Genomic DNA, 21,173 nt, shown 5'->3' with positions numbered 1-21,173 from the left:
ACCGCCAGCCATTTAGTTTCAACACCCGCAAGGGGAAAGGGAGTTACGTGCTAGACGTCAACTTCTTCGATGAACTCCGCATCGGCCTCGCCACCGCGGACGACATCCGTAACTGGTCCTTCGGCGAGGTCAAGAAGCCGGAGACCATCAACTACCGCACGCTCAAGCCTGAGAAGGACGGCCTGTTCTGCGAGAAGATCTTCGGACCGACTCGCGACTGGGAGTGCTACTGCGGTAAGTACAAGCGCGTCCGCTTCAAGGGCATCATCTGTGAGCGCTGTGGCGTCGAGGTCACTCGCGCCAAGGTGCGCCGTGAGCGGATGGGCCACATCGAGCTGGCCGCACCCGTCACGCACATCTGGTACTTCAAGGGTGTGCCGTCGCGGTTGGGCTACCTGCTCGACCTGGCTCCGAAGGATCTGGAAAAGATCATCTACTTCGCGGCCTACGTGATCACCTCGGTCGACGACGAGATGCGCCACAACGAGCTGTCCACGCTCGAGGCCGAGATGGCCGTCGAGCGCAAGGCCGTCGAGGATCAGCGCGACGCCGACCTGGAAGCCCGGGCCCAGAAGCTCGAGGCCGACCTGGCCGAGCTCGAAGCCGAAGGTGCCAAGTCCGACGTGCGCCGCAAGGTGCGCGACGGTGGCGAGCGTGAGATGCGTCAGCTCCGCGACCGCGCCCAGCGTGAGCTGGACCGGCTCGACGAGATCTGGACCACCTTCACCAAGCTGGCTCCCAAGCAGCTCATCGTCGACGAGGTGCTGTACCGCGAGCTGCAGGACCGCTACGGCGAGTACTTCACCGGCGCGATGGGCGCGGAGTCGATCAAGAAGCTCATCGAGAACTTCGACATCGAGGCCGAGGCCGAGAGCCTGCGCGAGACCATCCGCAGCGGCAAGGGGCAGAAGAAGCTGCGCGCCCTCAAGCGCCTCAAGGTCGTCGCGGCCTTCCAGCAGTCGGGCAACTCCCCGCTGGGCATGGTGCTCGACGCCGTCCCGGTGATCCCGCCGGAGCTGCGTCCGATGGTTCAGCTCGACGGTGGCCGCTTCGCCACCTCCGACCTGAACGACCTGTACCGCCGCGTGATCAACCGCAACAACCGGCTCAAGCGACTGATCGACCTCGGTGCGCCCGAGATCATCGTCAACAACGAGAAGCGCATGCTTCAGGAGTCGGTGGACGCGCTGTTCGACAACGGCCGCCGCGGCCGTCCGGTCACCGGGCCGGGCAACCGTCCGCTCAAGTCGCTGTCCGATCTGCTCAAGGGCAAGCAGGGCCGCTTCCGTCAGAACCTGCTGGGTAAGCGCGTCGACTACTCGGGCCGTTCGGTCATCGTGGTCGGCCCGCAGCTCAAGCTGCACCAGTGCGGTCTGCCGAAGCTGATGGCTCTCGAGCTGTTCAAGCCGTTCGTGATGAAGCGTCTGGTCGACCTGAACCACGCGCAGAACATCAAGAGCGCCAAGCGCATGGTGGAGCGTCAGCGTCCCCAGGTGTGGGACGTCCTCGAAGAGGTCATCGCCGAGCATCCGGTGCTGCTGAACCGTGCACCTACGCTGCACCGCCTGGGTATCCAGGCCTTCGAGCCGCAGCTGGTGGAAGGCAAGGCAATCCAGCTGCACCCGCTGGTGTGTGAGGCGTTCAACGCCGACTTCGACGGTGACCAGATGGCCGTGCACCTGCCGCTGTCGGCAGAAGCTCAGGCCGAGGCCCGCATCCTGATGCTGTCCTCGAACAACATCCTGTCGCCCGCGTCGGGTAAGCCGCTGGCCATGCCGCGTCTGGACATGGTGACCGGTCTGTACTTCCTGACCACCCTCGTCGAGGGTGACAAGGGTGAGTACGTGCCGGCCGGCAAGGATTCGCCGGAACAGGGCGTGTACAGCAGCCCGGCCGAGGCCATCATGGCGCTGGACCGCGGTGCCCTGTCGGTGCGCGCCAAGATCAAGGTGCGGCTGACCGATGCGCGTCCGCCGGCCAACATCGAGGCCGAACTGTTCGAGAACGGCTGGAAGCCGGGCGATGCCTGGACCGCGGAGACCACGCTGGGCCGGGTGCTGTTCAACGAGCTGCTCCCCAAGGGCTACCCGTTCGTCAACGAGCAGATGCACAAGAAGGTCCAGGCCAGGATCATCAACGATCTGGCCGAGCGCTTCCCGATGATCGTGGTGGCGCAGACCGTCGACAAGCTCAAGGACGCCGGTTTCCACTGGGCCACCCGCTCGGGTGTCACGGTCTCGATGGCCGACGTTCTGGTGCCGCCGCAGAAGCAGGAGATCCTGGAGCGGCACGAGGCCGAGGCCGAGGCGATCGAGCGCAAGTACCAGCGCGGTGCGCTGAACCACAACGAGCGCAACGAGTCCCTGGTCAAGATCTGGCAGGACGCCACCGAAGAGGTGGGTAAGGCGCTGGAGGAGTACTACCCGGCCGACAACCCGATCATCACGATCGTGAAGTCCGGCGCCACGGGTAACCTCACCCAGACGCGCACCCTGGCAGGCATGAAGGGTCTGGTGACCAACCCGAAGGGTGAGTTCATCCCGCGCCCGATCAAGTCCTCGTTCCGTGAGGGCCTGACGGTGTTGGAGTACTTCATCAACACCCACGGTGCTCGTAAGGGTCTGGCCGACACCGCTCTGCGTACCGCCGACTCGGGTTACCTGACCCGTCGTCTGGTGGACGTCTCGCAGGACGTCATTGTGCGCGAAACCGACTGTGAGACCGAGCGCGGTATCACGGTGCACCTGGCCGAGCGCGCCGCCGACGGTTCGCTGATCCGCGATGCGCACGTCGAGACCTCGGCGTTCGCGCGGACGCTGGCCACCGACGCGGTCGACGCCGACGGCAACGTGATCGTCGAGCGTGGACACGACCTCGGCGATCCGGCCATCGACGCGCTGTTGGCGGCGGGCATCACGCAGGTGAAGGTCCGCTCGGTGCTGACCTGTGGCTCGGCCGCAGGTGTGTGTGCCAAGTGCTACGGCCGCTCGATGGCCACCGGCAAGCTGGTCGACATCGGCGAGGCCGTCGGCATCGTCGCCGCCCAGTCCATCGGTGAGCCCGGTACCCAGCTGACCATGCGTACCTTCCACCAGGGTGGTGTTACCGGTGGCGCCGACATCGTCGGTGGTCTGCCTCGCGTGCAGGAGCTGTTCGAGGCCCGTATTCCGCGGAACAAGGCGCCCATCGCCGATGTCGCGGGCCGGGTCCGGCTGGAGGAGAGCGACAAGTTCTTCAAGATCACCATCGTTCCCGACGACGGTGGCGAGGAAGTTGTCTACGACAAGCTCTCCAAGCGTCAGCGGCTGCGCGTCCTCACCCATGAGGACGGCTCCGAGGGCGTGCTGTCCGACGGCGATCACGTCGAGGTCGGCGACCAGCTGATGGAAGGCTCCGCCGATCCGCACGAGGTGCTGCGCGTCCAGGGCCCCCGCGAGGTGCAGATCCACCTCGTCAAGGAGGTCCAGGAGGTCTACCGGGCCCAGGGTGTGTCGATCCACGACAAGCACATCGAGGTCATCGTCCGGCAGATGCTGCGTCGCGTCACGATCATCGACTCGGGCTCGACGGAGTTCCTGCCCGGTTCGCTGACCGAGCGCGCCGAGTTCGAGGCCGAGAACCGTCGGGTGGTTGCCGAGGGCGGCGAGCCCGCGGCCGGCCGTCCGGTGCTGATGGGTATCACGAAGGCATCGCTGGCCACGGATTCGTGGCTGTCGGCGGCGTCGTTCCAGGAGACCACTCGCGTGCTGACCGATGCGGCGATCAACTGCCGCAGCGACAAGCTGCAGGGTCTGAAGGAGAACGTGATCATCGGCAAGCTGATCCCGGCCGGTACCGGTATCAACCGCTACCGCAACATCCAGGTGCAGCCGACCGAGGAAGCCCGCGCTGCGGCGTACACGATCCCGTCCTACGAGGATCAGTACTACAGCCCGGACTTCGGCCAGGCCACCGGTGCCGCGGTGCCGCTGGACGACTACGGCTACAGCGACTACCGCTAAGTCAGTCACGGAAAAGCCCCCGCTCCCGCTTGTTGGGAGACGGGGGCTTTTTCGTTTGGGTGCCGTCTCGACCCGTCATCTCGGCCCGCCATTGTCACGCTGGAGTGGCTGTCGACGCCGATGGTCACTCTGGCGTGACAGTCGGTGGTGTGGTCGACGCCAAGGTGGGCATCCCGGGGCCGTCGAGTTCGCCGAGTGCGACGCGCCGACCCGAGATGGCCAGCAACAGGGCCAGCGCGGTGCCGTGAATCTCAGGACCGTCGCCGATGACCAGATCGGCGTCGGTCGCGCTGATCCGCACCTGGGTGAGAAGTTCCTTCGCCCCGCCGAATGCCCTTGAGGTACGGGCTTGTTGGCGCAACGATCTGACGACGGCTTCGGGGGTATAGGCGCGCGTGACGCCGAGCGGGCGTCGGATGTCTTCGCCGTGCACCACTTCCTCGACCAGTCGCGTGTCGAGCGGCGCCGGGGGAGTCGACGTCCGTGGCGCGGCCCGGCGCAGGCGCTCCAGCGTTTCGTGCGGGGTGGCGCCGCGGGTCCGCGCGACGCCACGCGCGTTCTGCCGGTCGAAGTCGAAACGCGCCCTGGCCATGTCGACCATGAACCCGACTCGCGTCGTCAGCGCCACGTCGACCAGGTGCGCGACGACGTCGTGCACACTCCACCCGTCGCAGAGCGACGCCGCGTCCCATGCGTCGTCGTCGAGGCACTCGAGGTCGGCGATCAGCGCTGCCCGTTCGGCGTGCACCATCGGCCACACGTTGTTGTCCACACTGCATACGACTGACCGGGCAGGCGAAAGTCATCGCAGCCCCCGCCGAGGTGTCGCAGCGTCTCACTAGACTTGGCGGCGTGCTCATCGGCTCGCATGTAGACAACACCGACCCATTGGCCGCGGCCGCCGCAGACGGCGCCGACGTCGTCCAGTTCTTTCTCGGCAACCCGCAGAGCTGGAAGAAGCCCAAGCCAAGGGAAGATGCCGATGTGCTCAAGGCGTCGACCGTGCCGCTCTACGTCCATGCGCCCTACCTGATCAACGTGGCCTCGGCCAACAACCGGGTCCGCATCCCGTCGCGCAAGATCCTTCAGGACACGTGCGACGCGGCGGCCGAGATCAACGCGACCGCGGTGATCGTGCACGGCGGGCATGCCGATGACAACGACATGGAGGCCGGGTTCGAGCGCTGGGTCAAGGCCCTCGATGCGCTGAACACCGATGTGCCGGTGTACCTGGAGAACACCGCGGGCGGCGATCACGCCATGGCGCGCCATTTCGACACCATCGCCCGGTTGTGGGATCACATCGGGGACAAGGGAATTGGTTTCTGCCTCGATACCTGCCACGCCTGGGCGGCGGGGGAGGCGTTGATCGACGCGGTGGAGCGCATCAAGGCGATCACCGGACGCATCGATCTGGTGCACTGCAATGACTCGCGTGACGCGGCCGGTTCCGGTGCCGACCGCCACGCCAACTTCGGCACCGGCCAGATCGATCCGCAGTTGCTGGCCGCGGTGGTCAAGGCGGCCGACGCCCCGGTGATCTGCGAGACCGCCGAGGCAGGCCGCAAGGACGACATCGCGTTCCTGCGCGAGCACGCCGGCTGACACGTTCGCCAACCTGAACCGTTTCCAACGGCACGGTGACGCGTAGGTGAACTAACGTCGGTGGTGTGACGGCGGTTGACGACTCGGTAACCGATGAAGCTCCGGCGCAGTCGGATGATGGCGGCCGTGCCCGACGGCTGCGCGTGCTGCGCTACACCGCGATCCTGGTGTGGGCCACCGTGGTCATCTACCGCACCGCCACCGACGGCTTCGCGTTCAACCGCGAACTGCTGCTGCTCTACATCGCCACCGGCCTGCTGGCCGCCAGCATCGGCCAGGGCCGGCGGATGCTCTACGTCATCCGCGACTGGCTGCCGTTCGCCGTGGTGCTGGCCGCCTACGACCTCAGCCGCGGTGCGGCGACCCTGGTGGGCCGACCGACGCTGTGGCAGTGGCAGGTCGACGCGGACCGCTGGTTGTTCTTCGGCACGGTGCCCACGGTGTGGTTGCAGGAACGGTTGAAGCAGCTGCATCCGCCGTGGTGGGAAGTCGTCATCAGCACGGTCTACATGTCGTTCTTCATCCTTCCCTACGTGGTCGCCGGGGTGCTGTGGCTGCGCGACCGCGANAGATTTGGATAAGAGACAGGATTGGAAGCGCTTCGTTCGGCTGTTCGTCGGGCTGTCGTTCGCCGCGCTCGCCATCTATGCCCTGCTGCCCGCCGCGCCACCGTGGGCCGCGGCGCGGTGCACGGCCGACGATGTCGACGGTGGACCGTCCGGTCCGCGGTGCATGTTCCGCTCGGCACGCGAGGCCGTCGACGGTGGCCTCCTGGGGGCGATGCAAGACAGCCAGAACGGTGCGCACGACTGGATCGAACGCATCGTCACCCGCGGCTGGGGCAAGCTCAACCTGCACACCGCGACGGCGCTGATCGATCAGGGCCAGGCCAGCGTCAACCTGGTCGCGGCGATCCCATCCCTACACGCCGGCCTGACCGCTGCGGTCGCGGTGTTCCTGTGGAACCGGGTGAATCGCGGCTGGCGGCCATTCCTGGTGGCCTACCCGCTGATCATGGCCTTCACGTTGGTGTACACGGCTGAGCACTACGTCGTCGACATCCTGCTCGGCTGGGCTCTGGCGGCCGTGGTGTTGTTCGCGCTCAATCGATATGAGGGGTGGCGATCGGGCCGGCCCGGCCCCGTCGACCGGGTCGACCAGCCGCCGACGACCGTCGCCGAACTCGACCCGGCCTGACCGGCGTCCCACTNAGGCCAAGGGCGTCCGCGTCGGTCCGGTGCTCAACCACGACGACAGCCCGATGCAGGCCTCGGCCACCGTGCACCCCGGCGTCTACGTCCGGTCGTTCTACTTCCTCGACCCGGACGGCATCACCCTCGAATTCGCATGTTGGACCAAGGAATTCACCGACGAGGACGCACAGGTGGCTCCCAAGACGGCCGCTGACCGGCGTCCGTCGGTGACTGCTGCGGGGTAGTCCGACCGGTTCCTGGTGTTTCCGGGCTTACCACGGCGGCCGTTCGGGCGCCGTGCCGCCGCCATTGTCACGCCAGCCGGGTTGTCCGGGTTCCCTGGGCGCCTTGCAGGCGTGAAAATGGGTGTGGGTTGCCTGTCGACGTCGTTGCCACTTTGGGACGTGTTGAGCTTGTACGCCAGCCTGACGCCGGGGCCCGGACCTGGAAGGGTCATGCATTGTTGCTGTGAGCACGCCGGTCAGAATTTCGGTTTTCCCTTGACCGAGGCCCCCGGGCAGCCCGCCCACCGCGATGGTGTTGATGGGTGAGGAGGGCAGCTGAGGTGAAGCATAAGAAGGGTCCGGCCGGGGTTGAGGAGATTGCCGACGCCGAGCATGAGTTGGTCATCGAGCGGGTCGCTGCCATTGACGTGGCCAAGGCCTCGGGGGTGGTGTGTGTCCGCCTTCCTGGTCCTGCCCGTCGGGTCAGCAAGGTCTGGGAGGTCCAAGCCACCACCAGCGCGGTGGCTGAGTTGGCCGCCAAGTTGGTCGGGTGGGGTGTCGAGAAACTCACCATCGAGTCCACCTCGGATTATTGGCGGATCTGGTATTACCTGGCCGAGGCTGCTGGGTTGGATGTGCAGTTGGTCAACGCCTGCGAGGTCAAAAACGTCCCGGGGCGGCCCAAGACCGACAAGCTCGACGCGGTGTGGCTGGCCAAACTCACCGAAAAAGGTCTGCTGAGGCCGAGCTTTGTTCCGCCGGCCCCGATTCGGCAACTGCGCGATTACACCCGGTTGCGGGTGGATCTGACTCGTGAACGGGCCCGTTATTGGCAGCGGCTGGAGAAACTGCTCGAAGACGCGTTGATCAAGGTGTCGGCGGTGGCTTCACGGCTGGACACTATTTCGGTGCGGGCCATGGTCGAGGCGTTGATCGCCGGTGAACGCGATCCGCGGCAGTTGGCTGATCTGGCCCGCGGACGGATGACAGTCAAACGCACCGAGCTGATCAAGGCGCTCGATGGTCGTTTTGATGATCATCACGGCGAGTTGGCCCGGATGCTGCTCGATCAGATCGACGCACTCGATGCCCAGATCGCCACCTTGACCGCACGGATCGCTCAGCGACTGGCACGCACCGAGCCCGACGATCACGACCAGGATCGGCCCGGTGGTGGCCTGGCGTCGACGGACCTTTCGGCCGTCCAACGGTTGTGTGAGATCCCAGGTATCGGCCCGACCACAGCGCAGATCATTCTGGCCGAGATCGGTATGGACATGACCCGATTCCCCACCGCAGCGCACCTGGTGTCCTGGGCCAAACTGTGCCCACGCACCATCCAGTCCGGGCCGGTAACCCGAGCCGGCAGAACCGGAACCGGCAACCCCTACCTCAGAGGCGCTCTCGGGGAGGCCGCTGCGACCGTGGCCAAGACCGACACCTTCCTCGGGGAGCGGTATCGACGACTGGTCAAACGCCGCGGCAAGCTCAAAGCCCTTGTCGCGGTGGCCCGCTCGATCTTTACCATCGTCTGGCAGCTGCTCGCCGATGCCACCGCACGTTTCCATGACCTAGGAGCCGACTACTACACCCGGCGGGTCAACATCGAACGCCGCATGCGTAACCACATCGCCCAACTGACGGCCATGGGCTACCGCGTCAGCGTCGAACCCGCCGCCTAACCACACCAAAACACAGAGCCGGCTGCGCCGGCTGCCTTCGGCCTGCCCACTCACCCTGGGACATTTTCCGGTCAGCGTGGCTCTCGCACTCGAGAGCCACGCTGGCGTGACAAGCCTGCGCCGCTGACCCGGCCCCGCCATTCGAGCGTCACGCTGGAGTGGCTGCGGGCCTCGACGGCCACTCCAGCGTGACAGTGCGGCGGTCGGGGTCGGCCGTCCCACCTCTCGGGCATTACAACTATTGTGCGGTTGTCGGAAATTTGTAACACTGTGGGCATGGTCGATACACACGTCGTCACCAACCAGGTCCCCACACTGGAGGACTACAACCCCGCCACTTCGCCGGTGCTCGCCGAGGCCCTCATCCGCGAAGGCGGGGAGTGGGGCGTGGACGAGGTCCACGAACTCGGCGCGCTGAACGGCAGCGCCAAGGCGCAGCGCTGGGGTGAGCTGGCCGACCGCAACCGACCGGTGCTGCACACCCACGATCGCTACGGCCACCGCATCGACGAGGTCGAGTACGACCCGGCCTACCACGAGCTGATGAACGTGGCCGTCACCCACGGCCTGCACGGCGCCCCGTGGGCAGATGACCGCGAAGGCTCGCACGTGGTGCGCGCCGCCAAGATGTCGGTGTGGACGGTCGAACCCGGGCATGTCTGCCCGATCTCGATGACGTACGCCGTGGTGCCCGCACTGCGGTTCAACCCGGAACTCGCCGCGATCTACGAGCCGCTACTGACGAGCCGGGTCTATGACCCCGAGCTCAAGCTCGCGACGACGAAGGCAGGCATCACCGCGGGCATGTCGATGACCGAGAAGCAGGGCGGTTCCGACGTCCGCGCCGGCACCACAGAGGCCACCCCCAACGGGGACGGCAGCTACTCACTGCGCGGGCACAAGTGGTTCACCTCCGCCCCGATGGGCGACATCTTCCTGGTGCTGGCCCAGGCGCCCGGCGGACTGAGCTGTTTCTTCCTGCCGCGCATCCTGCCCGACGGCACCCGCAACCGGATGTTCCTGCAGCGGCTCAAGGACAAGCTCGGCAACCACGCCAACGCCTCCAGCGAGGTCGAGTACGACGGCGCCACCGCCTGGCTGGTCGGCGAGGAGGGCCGGGGCGTGCCGACCATCATCGAGATGGTCAACCTCACCCGCCTGGACTGCACGCTGGGCAGCGCCACGAGCATGCGCACCGGGCTGGCCCGCGCCGTGCACCATGCCCAGCACCGAAAGGCGTTCGGCGCCTACCTGATCGACCAGCCGTTGATGCGCAACGTGCTCGCCGACCTGGCAGTGGAGGCCGAGGCCGCGACCATGCTGGCGATGCGGATGGCCGGCGCCACCGACAAGGCGGTCCGCGGTGACGACCGCGAGGCGCTGCTGCGCCGCATCGGCCTGGCGGCCGGCAAGTACTGGGTGTGCAAGCGGGCCACGCCGCACGCCGCCGAGGCGATGGAATGCCTTGGCGGCAACGGGTACGTCGAGGATTCGGGCATGCCGCGGCTGTACCGCGAAGCCCCGCTGATGGGCATCTGGGAAGGCTCGGGCAACGTCAGCGCACTGGATACGTTGCGCGCCATGGCAACCCGCCCGGAGTGCGTCGAGGTGCTGTTCGACGAGCTGTCCAAGACCGCCGGGCAGGACCCGCGGCTGGACCGCCATGTCACCACGCTGCAGACGGACCTGCAGGACTTCGAGACCATCCAGTACCGGGGCCGCAAGGTCGCCGAGGACATCTCGCTGGCTCTGCAGGGTGCGCTGCTGGTGCGGCACGGCCACCCGGCGGTGGCCGAGGCGTTCCTGGCCAGCCGGCTCGGCGGGCAGTGGGGCCAGGCGTTCGGCACCCTGCCGACCGGCCTGGACCTGGCGCCGATCATCGAGCGGGCGCTGGTCAAGGGATGAGTGTCGAAACGCTCAAGACGATGACCTACGAGGTCACCGACCGGATCGCCCGAATCACCTTCAACCGCCCCGAAAAAGGCAACTCGATCGTCGCCGACACCCCGCTGGAACTGCAGTCCCTGGTCGAACGTGCGGATCTGGATGCCGATGTCCACGTCATCCTGGTGTCCGGCCGTGGCGAGGGCTTCTGTGCGGGATTCGACCTGTCGGCCTATGCCGACGGAACCGGTGAGGCCGGCGGGGGCCGCTATGACGGGACCGTGCTGTCCGGGAAAACCCAGGCGATCAACCATCTTCCGGATCAACCATGGGATCCGATGGTCGACTATCAGATGATGAGCCGGTTCGTCCGAGGCTTCTCCAGTCTGATGCACGCCGACAAGCCCACGGTGGTCAAGATCCACGGTTACTGCGTGGCCGGCGGCACCGATATCGCGTTGCACGCCGACCAGGTGATCGCCGCCGCCGACGCCAAGATCGGCTACCCGCCCATGCGGGTGTGGGGTGTGCCGGCGGCCGGACTGTGGGCGCACCGGCTCGGCGACCAACGTGCCAAACGCCTTCTGTTCACCGGGGATTGCATCACCGGCGCGCAGGCCGCCGAATGGGGTCTGGCCGTCGAGGCGCCCGAACCCGAAGACCTCGACGAGCGCACCGAGCGTCTGGTCGAACGGATCGCGGCCATGCCGGTCAACCAGCTCATCATGGCCAAGCTGGCGTGCAACGCCTCCCTGCTACAGCAAGGTGTGGCGACCAGCCGAATGGTCAGCACGGTGTTCGACGGCATCGCCCGGCACACGCCAGAAGGACACGCGTTCGTCGCCGATGCGGTTGAGCACGGCTTCCGCGAAGCGGTGCGCCACCGCGACGAGCCGATGGGCGATTACGGACGCAGGTCGTCCGGGGTCTGACATGCCCGCGCTCAAACGGATGACGGCCCGGTCGGTGGTGCTGAGCGTGCTGCTGGGTGCCCACCCGGCCTGGGCGAGCGCGGCCGAACTGATCCGGTTGACAGCCGATTTCGACATCAAAGAGCCGACGTTGCGGGTGGCGCTGACACGGATGGTCAGCGCCGGTGACCTGGTGCGCTCGGAGGACGGCTACCGCCTGTCGGACCGGCTGCTGACCCGGCAGCGCCGCCAGGACGATGCGATCGATCCGCCGTTGCGTGACCATGATGGGCAGTGGCTCACACTGGTCATCACCAGCGTCGGCACCGATGCCCGTACCCGGGCGGCGCTGCGAAACACACTGCAGCAGTACCGGTTCGCCGAGCTGCGCGAGGGGGTTTGGATGCGTCCGGACAACCTGGACCAGGTGTTGCCTCAGGAGATCACCGACCGGGTGCGGGTCCTGCGCGCGAGCGACGAGGACCCGGCCGGGCTCGCCGCCACGCTGTGGGACCTGCCCGACTGGCGCCGCACCGGCGAACAGCTGCTGGGGGAGATGGCCGCCGCAACCGACGTTCCCGGACGGTTCGTCGCCGCCGCAGGCATTGTGCGGCACCTGCTGGCCGACCCGGTGTTGCCCGACGAACTGCTGCCGGGCAGCTGGCCGGGTACGCGATTGCGCAAGGCCTACAACGACTTCGCCGCCGAACTCGTCGAGCGGCGCGACCGGAGAGAACTCATGGAGGCGACGTGACCGAAGCTGTCCGGACCGAACGCAGCGGCGCGGTGACCACGGTCATCATCGACCGGCCCCACGCCCGCAACGCTGTCGACGGTCCCACCGCCGCGGCCCTGTTCGCGGCCTTCGCGCAGTTCGACGCCGATGAGGATGCCGCGGTGGCGGTGTTGACCGGCGCCAACGGAACGTTCTGTGCCGGAGCCGATCTCAAGGCGTTCGGAACCCCGGACATGAACCGGCTGGATCCGGCCGGGCCGGGCCCGATGGGGCCGAGCCGGATGGTGCTGTCCAAGCCGGTGATCGCGGCGATCGGTGGCCACGCCGTCGCCGGCGGTCTGGAGCTCGCGCTGTGGTGTGACCTGCGGGTGGTCGAGGAGGACGCCGTGATGGGCGTGTTCTGCCGGCGCTGGGGAGTGCCGTTGATCGACGGCGGCACCGTGCGGCTGCCCCGGCTGATCGGCCAGAGCCGGGCCATGGACCTGATCCTGACCGGTCGTGCCGTCGAGGCCGCCGAGGCCCATGCGATCGGTCTGGCCAACCGCGTCGTGCCGAAAGGGCAGTCCCGGGCGGCGGCCGAGGAACTGGCCGCCGAACTCGCACGGCTACCGCAGGAATNCGCCGGCAGGCACGGCGCCGGCGCGAGCTGACCCGACGCCCGCGCCGGCTAGCCCTTGTTGATGGTGTTGTTGGTCCCGGTGTTGTTGACCTTGGGCTCGCCGGCCGCGTAGCTGACGGTGTTGTTCAGCCCGACGATGGTCAGCCCCTTGTCGATCCGCTCGAAGGTGACCTTGTTGTCGGAGCCGCCGATGTTCACGTTGGCGCAGGTGCCCTTGACGGTCAGCGTGTTGTTGGCCCCGCCGACCGTGAGCGACTTGCCGTCGGCGCAGTCGATGTCGGCCGTGGTGCCCACCGACATGTAGTTGATGGTGTTGCCGACCTCGACGTTGACGCCGGATTGTCCCGCGGTACCGGTCGGCGTGGTGGTGTCCGAGCTTTCGGAACCGCAGGCCGCGAGGGCGAACGCGGCGGCCGCTGCGCCGACTCCGAGGGTCAGTCGGGAGTAGGGATTACGGGTGAGCACGGGTTCAGCCTCTGCTTTCTTCGTCAGGCAGGGACGCGGGCGATCTGGTTGGTCATCTGCAGTTCGCGGCCACGGTCGACGAGCAACGGGTCGCCGTTCTTGTAGAACACGGTCTGGTCGTAGCCGTACACGGTGATGTCGTTGATGACGTTGTCGGCCACGACCACGTTGGACGATCCCTGCACGGTCACCGCCCAACAGGTACCCAACGCGTTGACGTGGATATCGGTTCCGTTGACGAACAGCGTGGAGTTGTTGCAGTCCAGAGTTTGTTCGATGCCCTGACCGGTGACGTGGGTGTCACCGTTCTTGGCCGCCGCGCCGGGCATGCCGACCGTCAGCGCCAGTGGCAGCGCGATCACACCGGCGGCCGCCATCCGACCCACAGCTGTCCAATACACGGTTGATCCCCTTCCGGTCCGCCGCCCCGACGGGCTGTCAGGAAGATTACGTTGCGCGCTCGGCATGGCGGCAAGTGTTGGTCAGTTTGACGGTTGGTTGCCGACAGGTCGCGAGCAGTGGGCGTGCTCGGTACCGTGTTGAGCAATGCGTCGGTGTGTTGTTCAGGCTGCTGCCGTGGCAGTCACAGCCGTGGTGACCGTCGCGGGGTGTTCGCACACCATCGGCGGAACTGCGCAGCGCGCGTCGACCGACACCGCCGACCCCGATCGCAGCTTCGGATATGTCGACAACCGGTGTGGGCTGCTGGTCGACAGCACCATCCAGGAGATCCTCGCCGCCGACAACGTGGTGCGGCCCTACAGCGGGGCGGTGTGCCAGTACGTGTTGTCACGCAAGGCGCAGGCCGGCGCCGGTCCGAGTGGCGATTCGCTCTCGATGCTCGACGTCATCTTCTCCTGGTTCGAGGAGGGGTCCCTGGAACGCGAGCGGGCGGTTGCCCACGGCCGGGACGCGGAGATCACCGACACCGTGGTCGAGCGGCACCAGGCCTTCCTGGCGCGACGGGACGTGACCGGGGCGGCCTGCTCGGCGACGGCGGCCGCCGGTTCCGGCGTGATCAGCTGGTGGGTGCAGTTCCGTGGGGCCGGCCCGGACGGCAAGGGTGATCCGTGTCAGGACGCCAAGAAACTTCTTTCCGCGACCCTTCAGTCGGAACTCTGACGTGGCGCACCCCTCCCGTGCTGTGACGTGGCTGGCCGGCTTCGCGGCCGGTGCCGCGCTGCTGTGCGCATGCTCGCCGGCGGAGAAGCCGCCGCCGGACGATCCGGGTGACGCCGGTGGTGGCTTTCGCGCCGCGGACTGCAACGGCATCACCGACGCCGACATCGCCGATGCGGCCGGCTCTCAGATGTTCACCAAGGCCGTGGTCAGCGATTCGGGTTGCTTCTGGCAGGAGAACTCGATGCTGGGCACCTTCGGTGCGGGGATGGGCATCTCCACGTGGTGGTACCGGGGCAGCGACATGGACACCGAACGGACCCTGGAAACCCGGGCCGGGCGCACCCTGACCGAGATGTCCATCGACGGCAACAAGGGGTTCCGGGCCGCCGACGCGAATGTGTGCAGCATCTACGTGGCCAAGGGCGAGGATGTGATCACCTGGTCGATCCAGACCATGAACCCGGCCACCCTGCCCGACCTGTGCCAGATCACCGAGAAACTCGCCCGGCTCAGTCAGGGCCGGGTGAACTGATCTGAGCTGCGTGAGGGGCTACAGTTTCACGGCGACCCAAACTGGGGCCCCGATCGCATCGACCCGAAGGCAGTGCGTACATGTCAGCTCGGCCGGACACACAGGCGGCCGGTACTCGGCGTGCCCAGGCTCGCCCGGCGCGGACCACCAAGCTCAGCCGCGACACCATCGTGAACGCGGCGCTGACTTTCCTGGATCGCGAGGGCTGGGACGCGTTGACCATCAATGCGCTGGCCAACCAGTTGGGCACCAAGGGCCCGTCGCTCTACAACCACGTGCACAGCCTCGACGACCTGCGCCGCACGGTCCGGATGCGGGTCATCGACGACATCATCGAGATGCTCAACACCGTCGGGTCCGGCCGTACCCGCGACGATGCGGTCGCGGTGATGGCCAGCGCCTACCGCAGCTACGCCCACCACCATCCCGGTCGCTACTCGGCGTTCACCCGGATGCCCTTCGGCGGCGACGATCCCGAGTACTCGGCGGCGACCAAGGCCGCGGCCGGCCCGGTCATCGAGGTGCTGACCTCCTATGGGTTGGAAGGCGAGGACGCCTTCTATGCGGCACTGCAGTTCTGGTCGGCCCTGCACGGTTTCGTGCTGCTGGAAATGACCGGTGTGATGGACGACATCGACACCGACGCGGTGTTCACCGATATGCTGCGACGATTGGCCGCGGGTATGGGGCAGTCAGGCTCGTAGCGTCTGACCTGGGATTAGGTCGTCGTGAGCGGGTTTGGTTCGGCGCGGCCAGCCCTGGTATTGTGGTAGATCGTGCCTGGCCGGAAGGCGCATGCTGGCTGAGTGTTTCGCAAGCGTGCCCGCACGCCGGGCCAATTTGCATGTCTATCACGCATCGGAATTCCACCGGTGTAAGAACGTGCGACACGCCCGGACGCGGGGTACGCGGCTCGGGGGATAACTGCAGTACAGAGACTTAGAACAGCAAGAAAGCAACAGAGAAAGCCGGTACATGCCAACCATCAACCAGCTGGTCCGCAAGGGTCGCCGCGACAAGGTCGCCAAGGTGAAGACGGCGGCTCTCAAGGGCAGCCCGCAGCGCCGCGGCGTGTGCACCCGCGTGTACACCACCACCCCGAAGAAGCCGAACTCGGCACTTCGTAAGGTCGCTCGCGTGAAGCTGACCAGCGCGGTCGAGGTCACCGCCTACATCCCGGGCGAGGGCCACAACCTGCAGGAGCACTCGATGGTGCTGGTGCGCGGCGGTCGTGTGAAGGACCTCCCCGGCGTCCGCTACAAGATCATCCGCGGGTCGCTCGACACCCAGGGTGTCAAGAACCGCAAGCAGGCCCGTAGCCGTTACGGCGCGAAGAAGGAGAAGAGCTGATGCCGCGCAAGGGACCCGCGCCGAAGCGTCCGTTGGTCAACGATCCGGTCTACGGGTCGCAGCTGGTCACCCAGCTGGTCAACAAGGTTCTGCTGGACGGCAAGAAGTCGCTGGCCGAGCGCATTGTCTACGGTGCGCTGGAGCAGGCTCGCGACAAGACCGGCACCGATCCGGTCGTCACCCTCAAGCGTGCGCTGGACAACGTCAAGCCCGCCCTCGAGGTGCGCAGCCGCCGTGTCGGTGGCGCCACCTACCAGGTTCCGGTCGAGGTGCGTCCCGATCGCTCCACCACGCTGGCCCTGCGCTGGCTGGTGAGCTTCTCCAAGGCCCGTCGCGAGAAGACCATGGTCGAGCGCCTCGCCAACGAGATCCTGGATGCCAGCAACGGCCTGGGTGCCGCTGTGAAGCGTCGTGAGGACACTCACAAGATGGCCGAAGCGAACCGGGCTTTCGCGCACTACCGCTGGTGATACTCGCGCCCGGCATCCAGCGTCGGGTGCCAACGGGCGCGCAATCGAACACCTAATCAAGCAAGCGAAAGAGTTGGGAAGACTTCCGTGGCACAGGACGTGCTGACTGACCTGAACAAGGTCCGCAACATCGGCATCATGGCGCACATCGACGCCGGCAAGACGACGACGACCGAGCGCATCCTCTATTACACCGGCGTCAACTACAAGATCGGTGAGACGCACGACGGTGCCTCCACGACCGACTGGATGGAGCAGGAGCAGGAGCGTGGTATCACCATCACCTCCGCAGCCGTGACCTGCTTCTGGAACGGCAACCAGATCAACATCATCGACACCCCCGGGCACGTCGACTTCACCGTCGAGGTGGAGCGTTCGCTCCGCGTCCTCGACGGCGCCGTCGCGGTGTTCGACGGTAAGGAAGGTGTCGAGCCGCAGTCCGAGCAGGTGTGGCGCCAGGCCGACAAGTACGACGTGCCGCGGATCTGCTTCGTCAACAAGATGGACAAGCTCGGCGCGGACTTCTACTTCACCGTGCAGACCATCAAGGACCGCCTCGGCGCCAAGCCGCTGGTGATCCAGCTGCCGATCGGTGCCGAGAACGACTTCGAGGGCATCATCGACCTGGTCGAGATGAACGCCAAGGTGTGGCGTGGCGAGACCAAGCTCGGTGAGAGCTACGAGACCATCGAGATCCCGGCGGAGCTGGCCGACAAGGCCGCCGAGTACCGCAGCGAGCTGCTGGATACCGTCGCCGAGACCGATGAGGCGCTTCTGGAGAAGTACCTCGGCGGCGAAGAGCTCACCATCGATGAGATCAAGGGCGCCATCCGCCAGCTCACGGTGAACAGCGAGCTCTACCCGGTGCTGTGTGGCAGCGCGTTCAAGAACAAGGGTGTGCAGCCGATGCTGGACGCCGTGATCGACTACCTCCCCTCGCCGCTGGACGTCGAGTCCGTCAAGGGCCACGTCCCCGGCAAGGAGGACGAAGAGGTTCTGCGCAAGCCGTCGACCGACGAGCCGTTCGCCGCGCTGGCCTTCAAGATCGCCGTGCACCCGTTCTTCGGCAAGCTGACCTACGTCCGCGTGTACTCGGGCAAGGTCGAGTCCGGTGCGCAGGTCGTCAACGCCACCAAGGGCAAGAAGGAGCGGCTGGGCAAGCTGTTCCAGATGCACGCCAACAAGGAGAACCCGGTCGAGTCGGCCTCCGCCGGTCACATCTACGCCGTGATCGGTCTGAAGGACACCACCACCGGTGACACCCTGTGCGACGCGAACCAGCAGGTCGTGCTGGAGTCGATGACCTTCCCCGATCCGGTGATCGAGGTGGCCATCGAGCCCAAGACCAAGAGCGACCAGGAGAAGCTGGGCACCGCGATCCAGAAGCTCGCCGAAGAGGATCCGACCTTCAAGGTGCACCTGGATCAGGAGACCGGCCAGACCGTCATCGGCGGTATGGGCGAGCTGCACCTGGACATCCTGGTGGATCGCATGCGCCGCGAGTTCAAGGTCGAGGCCAACGTCGGCAAGCCGCAGGTGGCCTACCGCGAGACCATCCGCCGCAAGGTGGAGAAGGTCGAATTCACCCACAAGAAGCAGACGGGTGGATCCGGACAGTTCGCGAAGGTGCTCATCGACCTCGAGCCGTTCGTCGGCGAGGACGGTGCCACCTACGAGTTCGAGAACAAGGTCACCGGTGGCCGCATCCCGCGCGAGTACATCCCGTCGGTGGATGCCGGTGCGCAGGACGCCATGCAGTACGGCGTGCTCGCCGGCTACCCGCTGGTGAACCTGAAGGTGACGCTGCTCGACGGCGCCTACCACGAGGTCGACTCCTCGGAAATGGCGTTCAAGGTGGCGGGTTCCCAGGTGCTGAAGAAGGCCGCGCAGGCGGCCCAGCCGGTCATCCTGGAGCCCATCATGGCTGTCGAGGTCACTACGCCCGAGGACTACATGGGCGACGTGATCGGCGACCTGAACTCCCGCCGTGGTCAGATCCAGGCCATGGAGGAGCGCAGTGGTGCGCGTGTCGTCAAGGCGCAGGTGCCGCTGTCGGAGATGTTCGGCTACGTCGGCGACCTTCGGTCGAAGACCCAGGGCCGGGCGAACTACTCCATGGTGTTCGACTCGTACGCCGAAGTTCCGGCGAACGTGTCGAAGGAGATCATCGCGAAGGCGACCGGTCAGTAATCTGGCCTGTCGTCCTTCGGGACCACAACTGAAAATCCAAAACCTGCTGTAACAAGCACCAACAAGTCCAGGAGGACACAGAAGTGGCGAAGGCGAAGTTCGAGCGGACGAAGCCGCACGTCAACATCGGGACCATCGGTCACGTTGACCACGGCAAGACCACGCTGACCGCAGCAATCACCAAGGTTCTGCACGACAAGTACCCCGATTTGAACGAATCGCGTGCATTCGACCAGATCGACAACGCGCCTGAAGAGCGTCAGCGCGGCATCACGATCAACATCTCCCACGTGGAGTACCAGACCGACAAGCGGCACTACGCCCACGTGGACGCCCCCGGTCACGCCGACTACATCAAGAACATGATCACCGGTGCCGCCCAGATGGACGGCGCGATCCTGGTGGTCGCGGCCACCGACGGCCCGATGCCGCAGACTCGCGAGCACGTGCTGCTGGCCCGCCAGGTGGGTGTGCCCTACATCCTGGTGGCGCTGAACAAGTCGGACGCCGTGGACGACGAGGAGCTCATCGAGCTCGTCGAGATGGAGGTCCGCGAGCTGCTGGCCGCCCAGGACTTCGACGAGGACGCCCCGGTCATCCGGGTCTCCGCGCTGAAGGCGCTCGAGGGTGACCCGAAGTGGGTCAAGTCCGTCGAGGACCTCATGGAGGCCGTCGACGAGTCCATCCCGGATCCGGTTCGCGAGACCGACAAGCCGTTCCTGATGCCCGTCGAGGACGTCTTCACCATCACCGGTCGTGGCACCGTGGTGACCGGTCGCGTCGAGCGTGGCGTGATCAACGTCAACGAAGAGGTCGAGATCGTCGGCATCCGCCCGACCACGACCAAGACCACCGTCACCGGTGTGGAAATGTTCCGCAAGCTGCTCGACCAGGGCCAGGCCGGTGACAACGTCGGTCTGCTGGTTCGTGGCATCAAGCGCGAGGACGTCGAGCGTGGCCAGGTTGTGGTCAAGCCCGGCACCACCACCCCGCACACCGAGTTCGAGGGCAGCGTCTACATCCTGTCCAAGGACGAGGGTGGCCGCCACACGCCGTTCTTCAACAACTACCGTCCGCAGTTCTACTTCCGTACCACGGACGTGACCGGCGTGGTGACCCTGCCCGAGGGCACCGAGATGGTGATGCCCGGTGACAACACCGACATCTCCGTCAAGCTGATCCAGCCCGTCGCCATGGACGAGGGCCTGCGCTTCGCGATCCGCGAGGGCGGCCGTACCGTCGGCGCCGGCCGGGTCACCAAGATCATTAAGTGATGATCTGATCCAGCACTGCGAGAACCCCCGGAATCCTTGCGATTCCGGGGGTTTTTGCGTGACGACGGACCTGCGCATGTCGGGCCCGCGGGTGATAGTTTGGCTGGGGGCGACGTCGTTGAATCTGCAACGGTCGGGTCCATTGATGGTTACGGGGCGAGCTACAGATGGACGTTGATGTGACAGAACCGATTCCGGCGTCGGCGCCGCTCGCCGAACGGATCCGNGTCGCCGAAGCCCCCCAATCGCACTGGTTCGCTGTTGCCGGCCACCAGCGGCACCAGCCCGAGCTCCGGCCTTGTCAGCCAGCCCGCGCCGGCACTTCCGACGTTGCCCTCGGCGCCGGCCGAGCTGCCCACGGTGTCCTGGCCGCAGTTCGACGCCGCCTCGATCAACCCGCCCTGGGCGCAATTGATTGCCCCGGCGGTGAACTCGCAGGACACCGCGAACACCGTGGCGTCCGCGATCTCGGGTGCCGCAGGCGGGATCGGCGGCGGTGCGCTGAACTTCCTCGGCGCCGTCATCATGGCCTCGACCAACGGCAACCAGAACATCGGATTCCCGGCCCCGGAGGGCCTGTCCGCGCTGATGCTGGCCCCGGCCGCGGGCGCGGCCCTGCCACCGCCCCCGGCATTCGACTTTTCGAAGCTGCCGCCGCCCCCGGCGTTCGATTTCTCGAAGCTCCCGCCCCCGCCGTCCTTCGACTTCTCGAAGCTGCCGCCCCCGCCGCCGCTGCCTCCGCCACCCTCGCTCGACAACCCGCTCACCAAGCTGCCGAGCATCACCCGGGCGGTCGGCCTTCCGTTCTGACGTGCCCTTTTCGGGGTGTGTGACGAGCATCGTGATACGCGATGTAACGCCTGTGATAGCTGAGCCGATCTTTCTTGCATAGACGAGCTACACGGGTTGGGGACG

Annotated in this window: 17 protein-coding genes and 3 pseudogenes; 17 read left to right on the top strand and 3 right to left on the bottom strand. The window is 66.4% G+C overall.

From position 1 onward, the window contains the following. Window positions 1–47: 47 nt before the first annotated feature. Window positions 48–4,001, top strand: coding sequence for a DNA-directed RNA polymerase subunit beta' (locus BN4332_RS21745; protein ID WP_066901515.1), 3,954 nt, complete (start codon window positions 48–50; stop codon window positions 3,999–4,001). 124 nt (window positions 4,002–4,125) lie between these two features. Here the strand turns inward: BN4332_RS21745 and BN4332_RS21740 are convergent, their stop codons facing one another. Then, window positions 4,126–4,752, bottom strand: coding sequence for a maleylpyruvate isomerase family mycothiol-dependent enzyme (locus BN4332_RS21740; protein ID WP_066901529.1), 627 nt, complete (start codon window positions 4,750–4,752; stop codon window positions 4,126–4,128). A 101-nt stretch (window positions 4,753–4,853) separates the two neighbouring features. Between BN4332_RS21740 and BN4332_RS21735 the strand changes: the two genes are divergently transcribed. From BN4332_RS21735 to BN4332_RS21700, 8 genes and pseudogenes are all read left to right on the top strand, one after another. After that, complete coding sequence (locus BN4332_RS21735) at window positions 4,854–5,606, top strand: deoxyribonuclease IV (RefSeq protein ID WP_066901513.1); 753 nt, start codon at window positions 4,854–4,856, stop codon at window positions 5,604–5,606. 65 nt (window positions 5,607–5,671) lie between these two features. After that, window positions 5,672–6,803, top strand: a pseudogene (locus BN4332_RS21730) (phosphatase PAP2 family protein). A gap of 19 nt (window positions 6,804–6,822) precedes the next feature. Further along, a pseudogene (locus tag BN4332_RS21725) lies at window positions 6,823–7,044 on the top strand (VOC family protein); the annotation flags it as partial. 320 nt (window positions 7,045–7,364) lie between these two features. Beyond that, a complete protein-coding gene (locus BN4332_RS21720) occupies window positions 7,365–8,705 on the top strand; it encodes an IS110 family RNA-guided transposase (RefSeq protein WP_066900295.1) in 1,341 nt (446 codons plus the stop codon). A gap of 276 nt (window positions 8,706–8,981) precedes the next feature. After that, window positions 8,982–10,610, top strand: coding sequence for an acyl-CoA dehydrogenase family protein (locus BN4332_RS21715; RefSeq protein ID WP_066901511.1), 1,629 nt, complete (start codon window positions 8,982–8,984; stop codon window positions 10,608–10,610). Next, window positions 10,607–11,521, top strand: coding sequence for a crotonase/enoyl-CoA hydratase family protein (locus BN4332_RS21710; RefSeq protein WP_066901509.1), 915 nt, complete (start codon window positions 10,607–10,609; stop codon window positions 11,519–11,521). The genes BN4332_RS21715 and BN4332_RS21710 overlap by 4 nt, the downstream gene beginning before the upstream one ends. 1 nt (window position 11,522) lies before the next feature. Further along, entirely contained in the window at window positions 11,523–12,254 is a 732-nt protein-coding gene (locus BN4332_RS21705; RefSeq protein ID WP_066901507.1) for a PaaX family transcriptional regulator C-terminal domain-containing protein, read from the top strand. Further along, window positions 12,251–12,853, top strand: a pseudogene (locus BN4332_RS21700) (crotonase/enoyl-CoA hydratase family protein); the annotation flags it as partial. The gene BN4332_RS21705 and the pseudogene BN4332_RS21700, both read left to right, overlap by 4 nt. Window positions 12,854–12,903: 50 nt before the next feature. Here the strand turns inward: BN4332_RS21700 and BN4332_RS21695 are convergent. Both BN4332_RS21695 and BN4332_RS21690 read right to left on the bottom strand, forming a co-directional pair. Next, window positions 12,904–13,320 (bottom strand): DUF3060 domain-containing protein, encoded by a 417-nt coding sequence (locus BN4332_RS21695; protein WP_200820331.1) that lies wholly within the window; start codon window positions 13,318–13,320, stop codon window positions 12,904–12,906. Window positions 13,321–13,343: 23 nt separating this feature from the next. Then, complete coding sequence (locus BN4332_RS21690) at window positions 13,344–13,721, bottom strand: DUF3060 domain-containing protein (RefSeq protein ID WP_084459365.1); 378 nt, start codon at window positions 13,719–13,721, stop codon at window positions 13,344–13,346. A 145-nt stretch (window positions 13,722–13,866) separates the two neighbouring features. Here BN4332_RS21690 and BN4332_RS21685 point away from each other — a divergent pair, with 145 nt between their 5' ends. The 8 genes from BN4332_RS21685 (at window position 13,867) to BN4332_RS21645 (ending at window position 21,068) form a co-directional block, all read left to right on the top strand. Further along, window positions 13,867–14,442, top strand: a complete 576-nt coding sequence (locus BN4332_RS21685; protein WP_066901503.1) for a DUF3558 domain-containing protein — start codon at window positions 13,867–13,869, stop codon at window positions 14,440–14,442. Between the two features lies 1 nt (window position 14,443). Then, complete coding sequence (locus tag BN4332_RS21680) at window positions 14,444–14,974, top strand: DUF3558 domain-containing protein (RefSeq protein ID WP_435405169.1); 531 nt, start codon at window positions 14,444–14,446, stop codon at window positions 14,972–14,974. 80 nt (window positions 14,975–15,054) lie between these two features. Next, window positions 15,055–15,678, top strand: a complete 624-nt coding sequence (locus BN4332_RS21675; protein ID WP_066901501.1) for a TetR/AcrR family transcriptional regulator — start codon at window positions 15,055–15,057, stop codon at window positions 15,676–15,678. Window positions 15,679–15,949: 271 nt separating this feature from the next. Continuing rightward, complete coding sequence (rpsL, locus tag BN4332_RS21670; protein WP_066901499.1) at window positions 15,950–16,324, top strand: 30S ribosomal protein S12; 375 nt, start codon at window positions 15,950–15,952, stop codon at window positions 16,322–16,324. Further along, window positions 16,324–16,794, top strand: coding sequence for a 30S ribosomal protein S7 (gene rpsG / locus BN4332_RS21665; RefSeq protein ID WP_018601866.1), 471 nt, complete (start codon window positions 16,324–16,326; stop codon window positions 16,792–16,794). Before rpsL ends, rpsG begins: the two co-directional genes overlap by 1 nt. Before the next feature lie 87 nt (window positions 16,795–16,881). Next, window positions 16,882–18,984 (top strand): elongation factor G, encoded by a 2,103-nt coding sequence (fusA, locus tag BN4332_RS21660; RefSeq protein WP_066901496.1) that lies wholly within the window; start codon window positions 16,882–16,884, stop codon window positions 18,982–18,984. Window positions 18,985–19,067: 83 nt separating this feature from the next. Next, window positions 19,068–20,258 (top strand): elongation factor Tu, encoded by a 1,191-nt coding sequence (tuf, locus tag BN4332_RS21655; RefSeq protein ID WP_066901494.1) that lies wholly within the window; start codon window positions 19,068–19,070, stop codon window positions 20,256–20,258. A gap of 261 nt (window positions 20,259–20,519) precedes the next feature. Further along, the gene (locus BN4332_RS21645) at window positions 20,520–21,068 is read left to right on the top strand and encodes a hypothetical protein (RefSeq protein WP_160110906.1); all 549 of its coding nucleotides are present in this window, start codon (window positions 20,520–20,522) and stop codon (window positions 21,066–21,068) included. Window positions 21,069–21,173 lie beyond the last annotated feature (105 nt).

This window comes from Mycolicibacterium houstonense (genome assembly GCF_900078665.2).
GTDB classification, from domain to species: Bacteria; Actinomycetota; Actinomycetes; order Mycobacteriales; family Mycobacteriaceae; genus Mycobacterium; species Mycobacterium houstonense.
Note: the sequence above shows the minus strand (reverse complement) of the source record. Positions and strands in the feature narration are given on the sequence as shown.

Coding starts and splice junctions, on each gene's coding strand:
- rpsG (WP_018601866.1), top strand. CDS start 16,324: ATGCCGCGCAAGGGACCCGCGCCGAAGCGTCCGTTGGTCAACGATCCG.
- BN4332_RS21675 (WP_066901501.1), top strand. CDS start 15,055: ATGTCAGCTCGGCCGGACACACAGGCGGCCGGTACTCGGCGTGCCCAG.
- BN4332_RS21710 (WP_066901509.1), top strand. CDS start 10,607: ATGAGTGTCGAAACGCTCAAGACGATGACCTACGAGGTCACCGACCGG.
- BN4332_RS21705 (WP_066901507.1), top strand. CDS start 11,523: ATGCCCGCGCTCAAACGGATGACGGCCCGGTCGGTGGTGCTGAGCGTG.
- rpsL (WP_066901499.1), top strand. CDS start 15,950: ATGCCAACCATCAACCAGCTGGTCCGCAAGGGTCGCCGCGACAAGGTC.
- BN4332_RS21740 (WP_066901529.1), bottom strand. CDS start 4,752: ATGGTGCACGCCGAACGGGCAGCGCTGATCGCCGACCTCGAGTGCCTC.
- BN4332_RS21715 (WP_066901511.1), top strand. CDS start 8,982: ATGGTCGATACACACGTCGTCACCAACCAGGTCCCCACACTGGAGGAC.
- BN4332_RS21685 (WP_066901503.1), top strand. CDS start 13,867: ATGCGTCGGTGTGTTGTTCAGGCTGCTGCCGTGGCAGTCACAGCCGTG.